This is a genomic window from Acinetobacter sp. 148 (assembly GCF_031196675.1).
Taxonomy (GTDB): Bacteria; Pseudomonadota; Gammaproteobacteria; order Pseudomonadales; family Moraxellaceae; genus Acinetobacter; species Acinetobacter baumannii.
The window spans coordinates 26,609-41,978 of sequence record NZ_JAVIMT010000014.1; the positions used below are offsets into that span (position 1 = coordinate 26,609).

The window sequence follows — 15,370 nt, forward strand, 5'->3', positions numbered from 1 at the left end:
GAAACATGACAATCTTTGCTGCTATATGGTCGCATGCCTTAAAATTCGTTTTCTATTATCCATTATTTATGTCGTATTTATGGATGATTGGCGCGATCATTTTCTATTGGAAGGAACGTAAAGCTCCGCCTTATGATCAGCCAGCTCCATTAGAAAGCTATCCAAAAGTCGCTGTGCTTATTCCTTGTTTTAATGAAGGGGATAATGCAGAGGAAACGATTACTCATGCTTTAAAATTGGATTATCCTCATTTTGAAGTGATTGCGATTAATGATGGCAGTTCGGATAATACAGGTGAAGTGCTGGATCGGTTAGCTGAACAACATGAAAAACTCCGTGTTGTTCATTTAGCACAAAACCAAGGTAAAGCCATGGGGTTGCAAGCTGGAAGTTTAATGACCGATGCCGAGTTTTTAATTGGTATTGATGGTGATGCTTTACTTGACCCGCATGCAGCAAAGTGGATGATTCGTCATTTTCTTCAAAATCCGACTGTTGCAGCCGTGACGGGTAACCCGCGTATCCGTACCCGTTCAACTTTATTAGGTCGTATTCAGGTTGGTGAGTTTTCTTCGATTGTCGGCATGATTAAACGTGCTCAGCGTACCTTTGGCCGTTTATTTACCGTATCTGGTGTTATTACTGCTTTTCGTAAGAGCGCTGTTCACCAAGTGGACTATTGGTCACCTAATATGTTGACTGAAGACATCGATATTACTTGGAAATTGCAACGTGCCGGCTGGGACATTCGTTTTGAGCCGAATGCCTTGGTTTGGATTTTAATGCCTGAAACTTTAAACGGATTGTGGAAACAACGTTTACGTTGGGCAATGGGTGGAGCACAGGTATTAATTAAAAATATTGATGTGTTCACCAAACCAAAATTGAATTTTTTATGGCCTTTAATGTTTGAGCTTTGCTTAACTTTAGTCTGGTCATATTTAATGCTGGCGATGGCTTTGTTGTGGTTGGTACATTTTATTTTACCTGTCCCTGCATTAGCCGTTGTGAGCTCTCCATTTTTACCGTATGGTAGCGGTATTTTATTGGGGGCAACCTGTCTCATTCAGTTTGCTTTAAGCAAATGGATGGATAGTCGTTATGAACCGCATCTCGGAAAAAACTATTTCTGGATGATCTGGTATCCATTGGTCTTTTGGCTAATCACCATCTCGGCAACTATTGTGGCATTTCCAAAAGTCTTACGACGTGGAGATGAGAAACGTGCGCGTTGGGTGAGCCCGGATCGGGGCATTCGTGGATGAAATGCAAGAGTCATGAGATTTTAAAGATCGTGCTGTATTGATGTCTGGGGAAAACCACAGCACTTCGTTAGGTAAAGAGAAATGAAGACAAATTCGTTGATTATTGATTTACGCCGTCAATTGCCATGGCATAAACGCTATGCTTCTACAACAAGCACAGCCATGATGTGGGCGGCTTGGTTGTTGTTGTGGCGTCCATTCGTGTTTATCTGGGTATTGGCCGAGCTGCAAAAAACTCATTTAGTACATCGTCTGTTCAGTGCATTCGGTGTAGGTATTGAACATGGTATTACAGCGCTGATTGCTTGTGCAGTCGGGTTGCTACTCTGGAGTCATGTATTGCCTGAACGCCGTGTAGAAGGTAGTGAACTTAACATGAAACAGACAGATGACTATGCGCGCTATTTTGATTTGCCTGTGCAAGAAATTGAGCAGGGCCGTAGCCAAAAAATTACGGTCGTTCACCATAATGAATTTGGTAAAATCATTAGAGTTGAATAAAGTACATTTATAAAAGAAAGCCCACATCATGTGGGCTTTTTTTCGCTAATTTCGGTATATCCATAAGTTTTAAACTGTAGAGCGCAGTGCTTGAGTAGGACTTATTTACCTTTAAAAACAGGAGGTCTTTTTTGCAGCATGGCGAAAACACCTTCTTGAACATCTTCTGTTGTGAGTAAAGGTTGAAGATGCTTTTGCAGTTGGTTAAAAGCCACTTCGTAACCTTCATTGACTGCCTCACGAGCAGAGGCGAGGGTCGCTTTTACAGCAAGTGGTGCAGCTTGCGCGATATGTTCAGCAAGTTCTATGGCACGTTTAAGCTCTGTACCTTCTGGGGATATTTCTGTAATGAGGTTCATGTCAAAAGCTGCTTTGGCATCGAAAGAGTCACCAGTGAGCAAATAGCGCATGGCTTTGGCCCAACCCGCGGCTTGAGTAAAACGTGCAGTTGCTCCGCCAAAAGGTAAGATGCCACGTTGAACTTCCATTTGAGCAAATTGGGTATTTTCACTCGCAATCGCAATATCTGCATTGAGAAATAGTTCTATACCAGCGGTATAGCAATAACCCTGCACTGCCACTATCAAAGGTTTACTCAGTTTTCGGCCTATTGTGCCCCAAGGGTTAATTTCGTTTTCACTAAAGTCAAAAACACCTGTAGCAAGCTTAGGTTGTAACTCAACCAAATCTAAGCCAGCTGTAAAATGGTCACCGTGAGCAAAAACAATCGCACAGCGCAGGGCGTCATTATTTTCATATTCGGTGAGCGCTAGTGATAAGTCTTTAATCATGTGACTATCAAAGGCATTACGTTTCGCTGCGCGATCTAAGCCAATTAAAAAAATATGTCCGCGAGTTTCACGGCTGACTTTTCCTTCTTGATTTGACATATTTTCACGCTCTTTTATTTGTCTTTCATTATCTTTTAAACAATCATTGAAAAACTAGCAAATAGAAATTGTTAGCGACTCGATCAGTATTTCTTTTGTTTATCTATTGAAATAAATCAATTTCATACGAAAAGGATAAATCCTTAGAAATGTTATTTTCCATGATTTATTTAAATTAGCAGTTTGCTTCGCTTTATATTTTTCTCATAATACGCTGTCAAATTGATCTCAATAAGCAGCTTCTCTTATGTCACCTCTAGAAATTTTCGCGGTCTTAATTAGCCTCATTGGAGTGGGATTAACGGTAATCCGTAATATGTGGTGCTGGCTGTTTAATTTCTTTGCTTTTGTCCTATATGCCTATTTGTTTTACGAATTTAAGCTTTATGGCGAAACGATTTTGCAATTCTTTTTTATGGTCGTAAATTTTTATGGCTTTTACTATTGGCTCAAAGGAAAGCAGCAAGATCATGACATTCGAATTGAGCCTATTGCAGTTCAAACAGCTATCATTCAAATGATTATTGCCGCGGTAGGTGGCTTAGTCTTTGGTTTGGTGCTTAAAAACTTTACCGATGCAGCGGTGCCAATGCTTGACTCACAGCTTGCAGCATTTAGTTTGCTTGCAACTTACTGGACCAGCCGAAAACATATTGCGACATGGATCCTTTGGGTATTTGTCGATATTGTTTATGTCGGCATGTTTATCTATAAAGATCTGTTTTTAACTTCAGCCTTATACGCAGCCTTTGTATTAATGGCAGCTTATGGTTGGTATCAATGGGAAAAGGTTAAAAGAAAGCAGAACTTAGGTGCTGAGCAGTTTTAATTGGGAGAATAAGCATGTTGTTGAGTTTAGATGCTTATAAACAACAACAGTTTGATCAAATTGCTGCAAAAATTATGGCTGAGCCTGCAAAATATATAGATTTTAATTCAGTATCGGATTTTTATAATACTGCTTGGCTCAAGGACTTTCCACAAGGGACCCAAGTCTCTGCGACAGGTTTAGATGATGGGGCTGAAGAGTTTTATGCCGTAGTACAGTTTAAACAGCAGTACTTAAAGTTTGATATTAAAGAAAATCATTCAACACTGAGTTTTCAGGATATGAATGGTGAAACTTTTGAGTGTAATTTTTAATTGAAGAAATAAGAGTACAAAAAAAGCGACTTAACGTCGCTTTTTTTAATAGATAAATTTTGAAATTTTATCTGCTGTTGCGATGACCAGAGCGGCGATATCTTCTTTAAAGGTCTTCTCATCATAGGTGGTAATTGGACAACTGACTGAAAGGACAGCCACCATTTTTCCATTTGATTGTTTGAAAATAGGAGCAGCACAAGCAGCCATGTCATGGTTGTAATGTCCCCAGCTCACCATCGACTTTTGAGTTTTTACATAATTTAATTTTTGCAATAACGCTTTTAAACTGGTTGGGGTAAGTTCTGAGTAACTATCCCAGTCATTAAAATTGCGATAGCGTTGTCGTACTTCTGCCTCTGGTAAATCTGACAATAACATTTGACCAATAACTGTAGCATGGGCAGGCCAGCGAGTACCTAAACTAATATTGCTGGTAAACGTACCCATAGATTGAACGTTATTTACAAAAACAATGTGTGTACCTTCTAAAACGGTCAGATGTACTGCAAGTTTGGTCTGGTCACGTAGTTCTTTCATTAAAGGCGTTGATAAATCAAGTAATGAAAGCTTTGATAAACTGTTAAAACCAAGCTCCATAACTTTTGAATCAAGCGCATATGTTTTTTGTGAAGCCTTTCTTAAGTAACCGCAAGCTTCAAGTGTATAGATAAGCCGAAATGCACTAGAACGGTTCACTTCCAAAATTTCGGCAATTTCTGTAATCGTCATTTCTTGTGCTTGTTGATTAAATGCTTGCAAGATGGCTAAACCACGCACAAGCCCTGGTACTAAATACCGATCATCATTTTTTGTTGTTTCTGATTCTTGCGAATCTTCTTCAATCTCTAGGCTCATTCGTGTCGTTTTCCTATAAATAAAACAGGGTTCGAATTGGGGCATTATGCTTTATTTTAGAACTATTGTAATTATAAAGATTACATAAAACAATTTTTATATTTAAAACATTGTTTCCAGCTTGAAACGTAACAAATTATTTAAAATTTATTAATCAATTGATTTTAATATTTATTTTTACTTTGACAAAAATTAATCAAGAGGATTATGCTTAGCTTGTGTTTTGAAAATCAAATTATGTTTTGTATATAAAACAAAATGAGGACGCAAGGTATGAGTTGGATCTCAGTTTGTCAGCAGGGTGACGTTAGCGAAGATGAGCCGAAAGCCGTCGAAGTTGAAGGGAAAAAAATTGGTGTTTTTTTTGTCGATGAAAATTACTTCGCTATCGAAAATGTTTGCCCTCATGCGTATGCCTTATTAACGGAAGGATTTATCGAAGATCAAACTGTGGAATGTCCATTGCACGAAGCAATTTTTGACATTCAGACAGGTGAGCTAAAAAGTGGACCCGGGTGTAGAAACCTATGTACGTACCCAGTTCGTGTTGAAGGACAGGATATTCAAATTCAACTCTAGTCCTCACATGTACAAGGAAGCAGAACAATGAAGACATTTAATGAAAAGTTGGCAAGCTGGATTCATGCAACGCCGGCAACCGAAGCAGGTATCAACAATATTCAAGTTCCAGGTCAATCTGAATTGTTGGTTTGGCAAACACGTTATAAAGAACCGACTCTCTACGAACAAGACTTTGTAAAGAACTTGATTCAGGCATTTTCTGCGGGCGCAACAGAATTAGATGAGGTTGTTTCTGCACTTAATCAGCAAGGTTTCCGCTGTGAATCTGGTGATGAATGGACTTCTGAGAGCTTTACAGAAGAAATGCAACGTTTAGGTTATTGATTCAGGGAAGAATAAAATGAACGCAATCGTATCAACTTCACAAAGCGCTGAAGAATATTTAGAACTTGGTTTACGTGACCAATGGCATCCGGTTTTAGCAAGTTGGGAAGTCGCTGCTAATCCAGTTGGAATTACCCGTTTAGGTGAAAACATTGTGGTTTGGCGTGATGCCGAAGGTCAGGTTCATGCGCTTGAAGATCGCTGTCCACACCGCGGTGCTCGTCTTTCACTCGGCTGGAACTTGGGTGATCGAATTGCTTGCTGGTATCACGGTGTTGAAGTTCGTGCTAATGGTGTGGTTGCTGATGTGCCAGCCGTTCATGAATGCCCAATGACTGGAACCAAGTGTTTAAAGAGCTATCCGGTCATTGAACAGCATGGTGCAATCTTCATCTGGTTTGGTATTGATGCAAATGAACAACCCGCACCGCTTGAGTTTCCAGAACAACTGGCAAGTGAAGAGTGGAGTTCATTCCTTTGCCAAGCAGACTGGAAAGTAAACCATCAATATGCCATTGATAACGTCATGGACCCAATGCACGGTACATATTTGCACTGTACTTCACACTCTATGGCAGAAGGTGAACGTACCGCAGAGATGAAACACCGCACAACTGAAAATGGTTTTGTTTTTGAAAAAGAAGGCCAAACAGGTGTGAACTTTGACTGGGTTGAATATGGTTCGACCGGTGCAAGTTGGTTACGTCTTTCAATTCCTTACCGTAAACAGTTTGGTCCGGGTGGTGAATTCTGGATTGTGGGTTACGCAACGCCAATTGATGCCAACAATACCCGTGTATTTTTCTGGCGCTGCCGTAAGGTGAGTGGTTGGCAACGTAATGTATGGCGCTTCTTATATCGCAATCATTTAGAACAGTTGCATTGGGATGTATTGGAACAAGACCGAATTATTTTAGAAAACCTTGCGCCAAATGCGCGTGCACGAGAATTCTTATATCAACACGATGTAGGGCTTGCACGTTTACGCCGTTTAATGAAAAAAGAAGCTGAAAAGCAATTAAAGAAAATTGCTGCGCTAAATGCATCAAACCGTATCGAGATGCAGGAAGAAGCTCATGGCTAATGTAGCGTTGTTGCAAGGCAAAAAAGTTTTAGTGACTGGTGCTGCACGTGGTTTAGGGCGGGATTTCGCTCAAGCCATTGCTGAGGCAGGCGCTGAAGTTGTAATGGCAGATATTTTATCTGACCTCGTGCAACAAGAAGCGCAAGCGTTACAGCAACAAGGGCTAAACGTTTATGCAGTAACAGTTGACCTTGCCAATGCAGACTCTATTGAAAATGCGGTTGCAAAAAGCGTGGAAGTATTACAAGGACTAGATGGCCTTGTGAACTGTGCAGCGCTTGCAACCAATGTCGGTGGAAAAAATATGATTGATTACGATCCTGAACTTTGGGATCGAGTCATGAATATTAATGTAAAAGGCACATGGTTAATTACAAAAGCGTGTATTCCACATTTAAAACAATCGGCTGCTGGCAAGATTATTAATGTTGCGTCAGATACAGCACTTTGGGGTGCACCGAACTTGATGGCTTATGTGGCAAGTAAAGGTGCAATTCTTGCCATGACACGTTCAATGGCAAGAGAGTTGGGACAGTTCAATATCTGTGTCAATACCTTGTCACCAGGCCTTACTCTGGTTGAAGCAACCGAGTATGTGCCACAGGAACGTCATGATTTATATGTCAACGGAAGAGCGATTCAACGTCAGCAACTTCCACAAGATTTAAATGGAACAGCATTGTATCTACTGTCGGATTTGTCCTCTTTTGTGACAGGTCAAAATATTCCGGTCAATGGCGGTTTTGTCTTTAACTAAGGAGTAGTCAAATGATTACAGGGATCGAGATTTTAAAGTTTGGAGTTGAAGATAGAGCCGCTTCAAACAAGTTTTTGGCAGATTTTGGTTTAAGCCAAAGTACTTCGGATATTGAAGGCGCAGATTTATACCAGACTCAAAACGGCAGCAAAATTTATTTATTTAATTGTGATGATGACCGTTTGCCTGCTGCCATTGAACAAGGTTCAACTTTACGTGAAGTGACTTGGGGTGTTGAAAGCACACAAGATCTTGATGACTTGGCAGCTCGTTTGGCCGATGTAGAGGGTTTTAAACGTTCTGAAAATACAGTTCAGTGTCTTGACCCAAATGGCATGACCATTCGTTTTGAACAAAGTTTTGTAAAAGAAGTACCTGAACTTAAAACGGAAGGCATTAACCAATACGGCAATATTCAGCGTGTGAATGCAGCAAGTCCTGTTTATGAAAAAGGTCAACCTGTTGCGATTGGACATGTGGTGTTTTTCACACCGGATTTGGCAGCTACTGAAAACTTCTATATTGAAAAAGTAGGCTTTCATTTATCTGATGCTTACAAAAATCGCGGTGCATTCTTACGTTGCCGCGGTGAAGGTTATCACCACGATTTATTCTTACTTAGCGTTCCAAATAAACCTGCTGGTCTAAATCACGTTGCATTTGTTGTTCGTGATATTCATGAGGTGATTGGAGGCGGTTTACATATGAACCGTTCAGAGTGGTCAACCTTTATTGGACCGGGACGTCATCCAATTTCTTCTGCTTATTTCTGGTACGTCAACTCACCATTGGGTGGTGCATTTGAATATTACACCAACGATGATTATTTGACCGAAGAATGGCAGCCTCGTGTAGAAGAACATCGTCTAGAGCTTTTCACCGAGTGGGCGATTGAAGGTGGTCTTGATGACAAAACCCGCCGTCAGGTGAAGCCTGTTTAACAGGCATTGCTTTACAAGGAAGAAAGGCTATGGAAAAGATTGTAATTGTAGGGGCGGGGCAGGCTGCAGGTTGGGCAGTTAGTACCTTACGTCAAAATGGATATGTGGGTGAAATTCATGTGGTCTCAAATGAAGATCAGGTGTTTTATGAGCGTCCGCCACTGTCTAAGCAAGTACTTTCAAAAGAAGCAAGTTATGAAAGTTTGAATTTGTTCTCTCCAGAACAGGTTCAAGAGTTCAACATTCAATGGCACAAACCGGAAATTGCAACAAAAGTCGATCGCGAGCAAAAGCAGGTTCATTTAGAAAGTGGACAGATTTTACCCTATGACAAATTGTTGATTGCAACAGGAAGCCGTGCCCGTGTACCCGTCAATACATGGCAGTTCATTCCAAATGTTGTGACTTTGCGAAATGTACGTGACTGTGAACGTCTGGCTGAAATTTTAAAGAATGCAAAAAATGTTGCTGTGATTGGCGGTGGCTGGATTGGTTTGGAAATCGCTGCAACTGCACGTAAGCAAGGCAAAGATGTTCATATTTTTGAATATGGGGACCGCTTATGTGCAAGAAGTGTGAGTCCGGAAGTTTCTGCATTTTTAAAAAATATGCATGAGGCTCAAGGCACAAAAATTCATTTAGACAGCAAGAGCCTTCATTTGGTGGAAGCACCAGATCAAAAAGTTGAAGTGGTGAACCATCCTCAACATAGCCAGTTATTTGATTGTGTTGTAGTGGGTGCAGGTGCCGAGATTGCGAAAGAGTTAGGCGTGCATGCTGGGCTCGATGTGAAAGATGGCATTGTGGTGAATTGTTTTGGACAAACCTCGGATCAAGACATTTATGCCGCAGGCGATGTCGCGATTCATCCGGGCTTGGGCTATTGCATTCAGTCTTGGGCAAATGCACAAAACCAGGCGATTGCAGCTGCGAAATCAATGCTCGGAATTGAAACTGAATATACCGATATTCCTTGGCTTTGGTCTGATCAATATCACTTTAATATCCAGATTTTAGGAACATATCAACCTGAAAAAACCAAAGAAGTGGTGATTCGCCAAGGTGGTGAAGATCAGGTGAGCTATTTATATCTGGACCATGAAAATCGCTTGCTGAATATGATTGCCATTAATGACTCGAAGTTAATCAAGCTGGCAAAGCGTTGGATGCAAGCCAATACCGTTTTAGATCCAAAATTATTAGCAGATGCTGAATTTAATGTCATGAAGTTAAAACCGTAAACATTAAATCTGGTTCTCATTACCAAATCGAAGGAATGACACATGAGTAATGAAGAAAAAAGTGGATTAAAGCATTGGGTACCTGCTTTTGTCCTTATGGTGTGTGTAGTACTGGCATTTTTCGACAAGATCAGTATTGCGGTTTTATTTTCAGACCCACATTTTCAAAGCTCGATGGGAATTGCTGAAGATAAAGCCAAACTCGGATGGCTCATGACAAGTTTTTTACTTGCTTATGGTTTTTCATCAGTCTTTCTAAGCTTTTTAGGCGACATTTTTAACCCAAAGAAAATGTTGTTCTGGAGTGTAACCTCTTGGGGTTTACTCATGCTTTGCATGGGCTTTACCACCAGCTACTCAGGCATGTTGATTTTACGGGTTCTACTCGGTTTGGCAGAAGGTCCGCTATTTGCTTTGGCATACACCATTGTTAAGCAGACTTATACAGACCGTCAGCAGGCACGTGCCTCAACCATGTTCTTACTGGGTACACCGATTGGTGCATTCCTTGGGTTCCCAATTACGGCAGCCGTTCTGGCACACCACGACTGGCACACCACTTTTTTTGTGATGGCTGCACTAACACTCATTGCAATTTTAAGCATTGTTTTTGGTCTGCGTAATTTGCAACTCAAGAAAACTGTTGAGCTTGAAGGTGAAAGTAAACGTACTAACTTCAAAGGCCATATCGCCAACACCAAAGTACTTGTGAGCAATAGCGCGTTCTGGTTGGTGTGCTTATTCAATATTGCCTTAATGACTTATTTGTGGGGCCTAAACAGTTGGGTTCCTTCTTATCTCATGCAAGACAAAGGATTCAACCTCAAAGAGTTTGGGGTGTATTCAAGCTTTCCATTCATTGCCATGTTAATTGGCGAAGTGGTTGGTGCGTTTTTATCTGACAAATTAGGCCGCCGCGCAATTCAAGTATTCAGCGGTTTATTACTCGCGGGCATCTTCATGTATGTGATGGTCATTATGACTGAGCCATTATTGATTATTGCTGCTATGTCTTTAAGTGCTATGGCGTGGGGCTTTGGAGTGGCTGCGGTATTTGCTTTGCTTGCCCGAGTAACCACCTCAAATGTAGGTGCAACAGCGGGTGGAATATTTAATGGGTTAGGCAATTTTGCAAGTGCAATTGCACCTGTACTGATCGGTTACATCGTGATGCAAACACATAGTTTTAATTTGGGAATTACCTTCTTGGCTGCAGTCGCTGTCATTGGGTCGTTGTTCTTGGTTCCTCTTTTAAAACGTTATTAATTCACTGTATAGGAGTTTAAAAAATGACTACACAACAATTCGAATCGTGGAAACAGCCGGAAGGCGCTTCTTTAGAAGATTGGTTAAACACACGTATTGCTCGCTTTGAGACTCGTAAATATGACTTTGAGGCTTTGAAGTTCCAAGCCGATTACGACCCGAAATATCGTCGTGCTCAAATGCGCTATATGGGTACGGGTGCAACTGGTGTTGCAAATGACAGCAATACTGTACCTGCAGAGAACTTTACGTTTTCGACTATGGTGCTACCACCACAGTGTGAAGGTCCTTTGCACATTCACCACGACGTTGAAGAAGTTTTCTTTATGCTCCGCGGCGAAATTGATTTGTTTATTGAGCACAACGGCGAGAAATTCCAGACCCGTTTAAAAGAGCGTGACCTGATTTCAATTCCACCGGGAATCTACCGTGGTTTGTTTAACCCAGGTCAAGAAGACGCCTTGATGTGCGTGATGTTGGGAACAGGTAAACCAACAATTCCTAACTATCCACCAGAGCATCCATTGTCTCAAATCAAACGTTAATTGTTTGATGAAGTCAATAAAAGGAAAGAATTAAAAATGATGACACTCATTGAAAAGTTAGCAGAATTTCCGGTGAAAACGGTCAATGTTCAAGGCCAGCAACAAGCCTATCGGGAAGCTGGTCAGGGCGAATACCTTGTGCTGTTGCATGGCATTAGTTCCGGTTCTGCTTCATGGGTAAACCAACTTGAAGTGCTGTCTCATCATTTTCATGTCATTGCCTGGGACGCACCGGGCTATGGCAAATCAGATGAACTTTTAACGGATCAACCGAATGCGACCGACTACGCAAAGCGTTTGGCAGGGTTGTTCGATGCTTTAAAAATTGAAAAAGCAATTGTAGTGGGACACTCCTTAGGTGCCTTACAGGGCAGTGCATTTGCTGCACTTTACCCAGAGCGAGTGAAACATTTGGTGGTCGCTAACTTGGCGCAAGGCTACCAACGCCACGATGAACAAACACAAATTCAGGTTTTTGAAAAAAGACCAAAAATGTTGAAAGAACTCGGCGCTAAAGGAATGGCCCAAAGTCGTGGACCTCATTTGATTTATAAACAAGAGCCACAGGCCTTAGCTTTAGTTTCAGAAGTGATGCAGCAGTTGACCTTACAAGGTTTCACACATGCATCGTACTTACTGGCATATGACGAAATACGTAATTATTTAACCGATTTAAAAGTCCCATGCACAGTCATTGCAGGGCAGCAAGATCAAATCACTCCTGCGTTAGGTATACAAGAGCTTGCTCAGGAATTGCAGTTGGAACAGCGCTTCGTCATAGAAGATGCAGGACATTTAAGTTATGTCGACCAACCGCAAGCATTTAACCAAATTATGTTGACGATTCAGGAACAATCGTAAGAGAGATTAAGGATTATGAGCTTCCAAGTTGAAGGAAAAGTTGCAGTTGTTACCGGTGGCTCATCTGGGATTGGGCTGGCTGCTGTTGAAATACTAGTTGCAGAGGGTGCAAAAGTTGCTTGGTGTGGTCGCGATGAAGAACGTTTAAATGCTTCTAAGCACTATATTTTAGAAAAATTTCCACATGCCAATATTTTTACCAAAGCATGTAATGTTTTGAAAAAAGAAGAAGTTCAGCAATTTGCCAAAGAGGTCAAACTCAATTTGGGCAATGTGGACATGCTTATTAACAATGCTGGACAAGGCCGTGTTTCAAATTTTGAAAATACGCAAGATGAAGACTGGATGAAAGAGATTGAGCTGAAATATTTCAGTGTGTTACATCCGGTACGGGCTTTTCTTGACGACTTAAAACAGTCGGCAAATGCCTCAATTACCAATGTGAACTCGTTACTGGCATTGCAACCGGAACCGCACATGATTGCGACTTCATCTGCACGTGCTGCACTGTTGAATTTAACCCATTCGTTGGCACATGAATTTACTCAATATGGCGTTCGTGTGAATTCGATTTTACTCGGAATGGTCGAATCTGCGCAGTGGAAGCGCCGTTATGAAACCCGTTCAGATTTAAATCTGTCATGGGAAGAGTGGACAGGCAATATTGCAAAAAATCGTGGCATTCCTATGCAGCGCTTAGGCCGTCCAGAAGAGCCTGCACGTGCTTTAGTTTTCTTGGCATCACCATTGGCATCTTACACCACAGGTTCGGCAATAGATGTCTCAGGTGGTTTTAACAAACATTTATAAATATCAGGTGCTGTCATGAAAAAGTTGATGATGATTGGTTTTGGCGCAATGGCAGCAGAAGTGTATGCCCACTTGCCTCAAGATCTGCAACTCAAGTGGATTGTAGTGCCATCTCGCAGCATTGAAAAAGTGCAGTCACAAGTCTCTTCTGACATTCAAGTGATTTCAGATATTGAGCAATGTGATGGTACACCAGACTATGTCATTGAAGTGGCAGGTCAAGCAGCAGTGAAAGAGCATGCTCAAAAAGTTTTAGCGAAAGGCTGGACCATTGGTCTGATTTCGGTGGGTACTTTGGCTGATAGCGAGTTTTTGGTTCAGCTTAAACAAACTGCCGAAAAAAATGATGCCCATCTGCATTTACTGGCAGGGGCTATCGCAGGTATTGACGGTATTTCTGCGGCCAAAGAAGGTGGCTTGCAAAAGGTCACTTATAAAGGCTGTAAAAGTCCAAAAAGCTGGAAGGGTAGTTATGCAGAGCAATTGGTCGATTTAGACCATGTTTCAGAACCTACGGTTTTTTTTACTGGAACTGCCCGTGAAGCTGCCATGAAATTTCCGGCCAATGCCAACGTTGCAGCAACCATTGCACTTGCAGGGCTTGGAATGGATGAAACCATGGTTGAGTTAACTGTTGATCCAACTATAAACAAGAACAAACACACCATTGTGGCGGAAGGTGGCTTTGGACAAATGACCATTGAACTGGTGGGTGTGCCGCTGCCAAGTAACCCAAAAACATCAACTTTGGCTGCGCTTAGCGTGATTCGTGCTTGTCGCAACAGTGTAGAAGCAATACAGATTTAAGAAGGATTTGATCATGGCAAAGGAAATTTATATTGCGGGTGAATGGCGATTAGGCCGTGGTGCAGTCATTCAAAGCCTGTTTCCGGCAGATCAGTCGGTAAACGCTGAGCTTTCAACAGCAACGCTTGAAGATGTAAATGAAGCAATTGAAAAAGCGGATCAGGCTTGGCGTCAACCGAGCTGGAGAAACAGCTTGCCGCATGAGCGCGCACGTATTCTCTATAAAGTTGCAGACATTATTGAAGCGCGTGTAGATGAATTATCGAAACTGCAAACCCGAGATAATGGGAAGCCTTTAACCGAAACTCGTGGTTTAGTGATGAGCGCTGCGGCAACTGCGCGTTATGTTGCAGCAGCATGTGAAACGCTAAATGATGAACTCACCACTCAACGTGCTCCAGACTTTATGACCATGAGTGTGCATGAACCTGTAGGGGTTGTGGCAGCTATTACTCCTTGGAACTCTCCAATTGCGAGTGAAGTTCAAAAGCTTGCTCCAGCTTTGGCAGCAGGAAATGCCGTAGTGTTAAAACCAGCAGAAGCAACTTCACTCATTGCTTTAGAGCTTGCCAAAATTTTTGAAGAGGCTGGTTTACCAAAAGGCTTACTTAGTGTGTTAGTGGGGCGTGGTTCTATCATTGGTGATGCCATTGCTCAGCACCCATTGGTTCGTAAAATTTCTTTTACAGGTGGAACAACCACGGGTCGTCATTTGGCACATATTGCTGCAGATAAACTGATTACCACTTCGCTTGAGTTAGGTGGTAAGTCACCAACCATCGTTTTACCGGATGCAGATGTCGAACTGGCTGCTAAAGGTGTGGCTTACGGTATTTTTAGCTCGGCAGGCCAAGCGTGTATTGCAGGTTCTCGCTTGTTTATTCATAGCAGTCTTTACGATCAGTTTTTAACGCGTTTGGTTGAAATTACCAAAGGTTTACGTGTGGGCCATCCGGAACAGGCAGGCGTGCATTTAGGACCACTGGTCAATGACAAACATTTGCAGTCAGTTGATCGCTATGTGCAACTTGCTAAAAGCGAAGGTGGTCAGGTTCTGATTGGTGGTGAGGCACTTACGACTGGTGACTATGCCAAAGGAAGCTATTACTTACCGACCATTATTACGGGCTTAAATAACAGTGCTCAAACCTGTCAGGAAGAAATTTTTGGTCCTGTTTTAGTCGTTATGAAATATGACAATGAGCAAGATTTAATTGCCCAAGCCAATGACAGTTGTTTTGGTCTTGCCGCAGGTATCTGGACTGAAAGCTATCGCAAAGCTTGGCGTATTGCACGTGCATTAGAAGTGGGAACGGTATGGATTAATACCTACAAAAAATTCTCGATTAGTGCGCCGTTTGGTGGCTTTAAAGACAGTGGGATTGGGCGCGAAAAAGGCCGTTTGGGCATTTTATCGTACATGCAACAAAAGAGTATTTATATGGGGCTGAATGAACAGCCTAACCCTTGGTGCGATTAATAAATTCAAGGACTG

18 protein-coding genes are annotated in these 15,370 nt (G+C 41.8%); 16 read left to right on the top strand and 2 right to left on the bottom strand.

Features of this window, described 5'->3' with window-relative positions; genetic code table 11:
- Positions 1–5 precede the first annotated feature (5 nt).
- On the top strand, positions 6–1,265 hold the full coding sequence (gene pgaC / locus RFX69_RS01875) for a poly-beta-1,6-N-acetyl-D-glucosamine synthase (RefSeq protein WP_000151611.1): 1,260 nt from the start codon (positions 6–8) through the stop codon (positions 1,263–1,265).
- Between the two features lie 81 nt (positions 1,266–1,346).
- A complete protein-coding gene (pgaD, locus tag RFX69_RS01880; protein ID WP_000856365.1) occupies positions 1,347–1,766 on the top strand; it encodes a poly-beta-1,6-N-acetyl-D-glucosamine biosynthesis protein PgaD in 420 nt (139 codons plus the stop codon).
- 101 nt (positions 1,767–1,867) lie between these two features.
- On the opposite strand, the gene RFX69_RS01885 is transcribed toward pgaD, so the two are convergent.
- Positions 1,868–2,656, bottom strand: coding sequence for a crotonase/enoyl-CoA hydratase family protein (locus tag RFX69_RS01885; RefSeq protein WP_272394139.1), 789 nt, complete (start codon positions 2,654–2,656; stop codon positions 1,868–1,870).
- Positions 2,657–2,903: 247 nt separating this feature from the next.
- Here RFX69_RS01885 and pnuC point away from each other — a divergent pair, with 247 nt between their 5' ends.
- Positions 2,904–3,485 (top strand): nicotinamide riboside transporter PnuC, encoded by a 582-nt coding sequence (pnuC, locus tag RFX69_RS01890; RefSeq protein WP_289333065.1) that lies wholly within the window; start codon positions 2,904–2,906, stop codon positions 3,483–3,485.
- Between the two features lie 14 nt (positions 3,486–3,499).
- On the top strand, positions 3,500–3,799 hold the full coding sequence (locus RFX69_RS01895; protein ID WP_078201948.1) for a hypothetical protein: 300 nt from the start codon (positions 3,500–3,502) through the stop codon (positions 3,797–3,799).
- A 45-nt stretch (positions 3,800–3,844) separates the two neighbouring features.
- On the opposite strand, the gene RFX69_RS01900 is transcribed toward RFX69_RS01895, so the two are convergent.
- Positions 3,845–4,657 carry an IclR family transcriptional regulator gene (locus RFX69_RS01900; protein WP_000051057.1) on the bottom strand — a complete coding sequence of 271 codons (813 nt, stop codon included), beginning with the start codon at positions 4,655–4,657 and terminating at the stop codon, positions 3,845–3,847.
- 273 nt (positions 4,658–4,930) lie between these two features.
- Here RFX69_RS01900 and RFX69_RS01905 point away from each other — a divergent pair, with 273 nt between their 5' ends.
- Genes RFX69_RS01905 through RFX69_RS01960 form a run of 12 tightly spaced genes read left to right on the top strand, consistent with a single transcriptional unit; the run spans position 4,931 to position 15,355 of the window.
- Complete coding sequence (locus RFX69_RS01905; RefSeq protein WP_000118514.1) at positions 4,931–5,236, top strand: non-heme iron oxygenase ferredoxin subunit; 306 nt, start codon at positions 4,931–4,933, stop codon at positions 5,234–5,236.
- A gap of 27 nt (positions 5,237–5,263) precedes the next feature.
- On the top strand, positions 5,264–5,563 hold the full coding sequence (locus tag RFX69_RS01910; RefSeq protein WP_000847096.1) for a recombinase-like helix-turn-helix domain-containing protein: 300 nt from the start codon (positions 5,264–5,266) through the stop codon (positions 5,561–5,563).
- A 16-nt stretch (positions 5,564–5,579) separates the two neighbouring features.
- The gene (locus RFX69_RS01915; RefSeq protein WP_289333066.1) at positions 5,580–6,647 is read left to right on the top strand and encodes an aromatic ring-hydroxylating dioxygenase subunit alpha; all 1,068 of its coding nucleotides are present in this window, start codon (positions 5,580–5,582) and stop codon (positions 6,645–6,647) included.
- Positions 6,640–7,404, top strand: coding sequence for an SDR family oxidoreductase (locus RFX69_RS01920; protein WP_289333068.1), 765 nt, complete (start codon positions 6,640–6,642; stop codon positions 7,402–7,404). Before RFX69_RS01915 ends, RFX69_RS01920 begins: the two co-directional genes overlap by 8 nt.
- A gap of 11 nt (positions 7,405–7,415) precedes the next feature.
- Entirely contained in the window at positions 7,416–8,345 is a 930-nt protein-coding gene (locus RFX69_RS01925) for a VOC family protein (protein WP_289333070.1), read from the top strand.
- 29 nt (positions 8,346–8,374) lie between these two features.
- Positions 8,375–9,586 carry an NAD(P)/FAD-dependent oxidoreductase gene (locus RFX69_RS01930; RefSeq protein WP_000411874.1) on the top strand — a complete coding sequence of 404 codons (1,212 nt, stop codon included), beginning with the start codon at positions 8,375–8,377 and terminating at the stop codon, positions 9,584–9,586.
- 42 nt (positions 9,587–9,628) lie between these two features.
- A complete protein-coding gene (locus RFX69_RS01935) occupies positions 9,629–10,852 on the top strand; it encodes an MFS transporter (protein WP_000064049.1) in 1,224 nt (407 codons plus the stop codon).
- 23 nt (positions 10,853–10,875) lie between these two features.
- Complete coding sequence (locus RFX69_RS01940) at positions 10,876–11,397, top strand: cupin domain-containing protein (protein WP_000211626.1); 522 nt, start codon at positions 10,876–10,878, stop codon at positions 11,395–11,397.
- Between the two features lie 36 nt (positions 11,398–11,433).
- Positions 11,434–12,258 carry an alpha/beta fold hydrolase gene (locus RFX69_RS01945; protein WP_000988617.1) on the top strand — a complete coding sequence of 275 codons (825 nt, stop codon included), beginning with the start codon at positions 11,434–11,436 and terminating at the stop codon, positions 12,256–12,258.
- 15 nt (positions 12,259–12,273) lie between these two features.
- Positions 12,274–13,068: an SDR family oxidoreductase gene (locus tag RFX69_RS01950; protein WP_000009973.1), complete on the top strand. Its 795-nt coding sequence runs from the start codon at positions 12,274–12,276 to the stop codon at positions 13,066–13,068.
- A 15-nt stretch (positions 13,069–13,083) separates the two neighbouring features.
- Complete coding sequence (locus tag RFX69_RS01955) at positions 13,084–13,875, top strand: aspartate dehydrogenase (RefSeq protein ID WP_000735778.1); 792 nt, start codon at positions 13,084–13,086, stop codon at positions 13,873–13,875.
- 13 nt (positions 13,876–13,888) lie between these two features.
- A complete protein-coding gene (locus RFX69_RS01960; protein ID WP_001040557.1) occupies positions 13,889–15,355 on the top strand; it encodes an aldehyde dehydrogenase in 1,467 nt (488 codons plus the stop codon).
- Positions 15,356–15,370 lie beyond the last annotated feature (15 nt).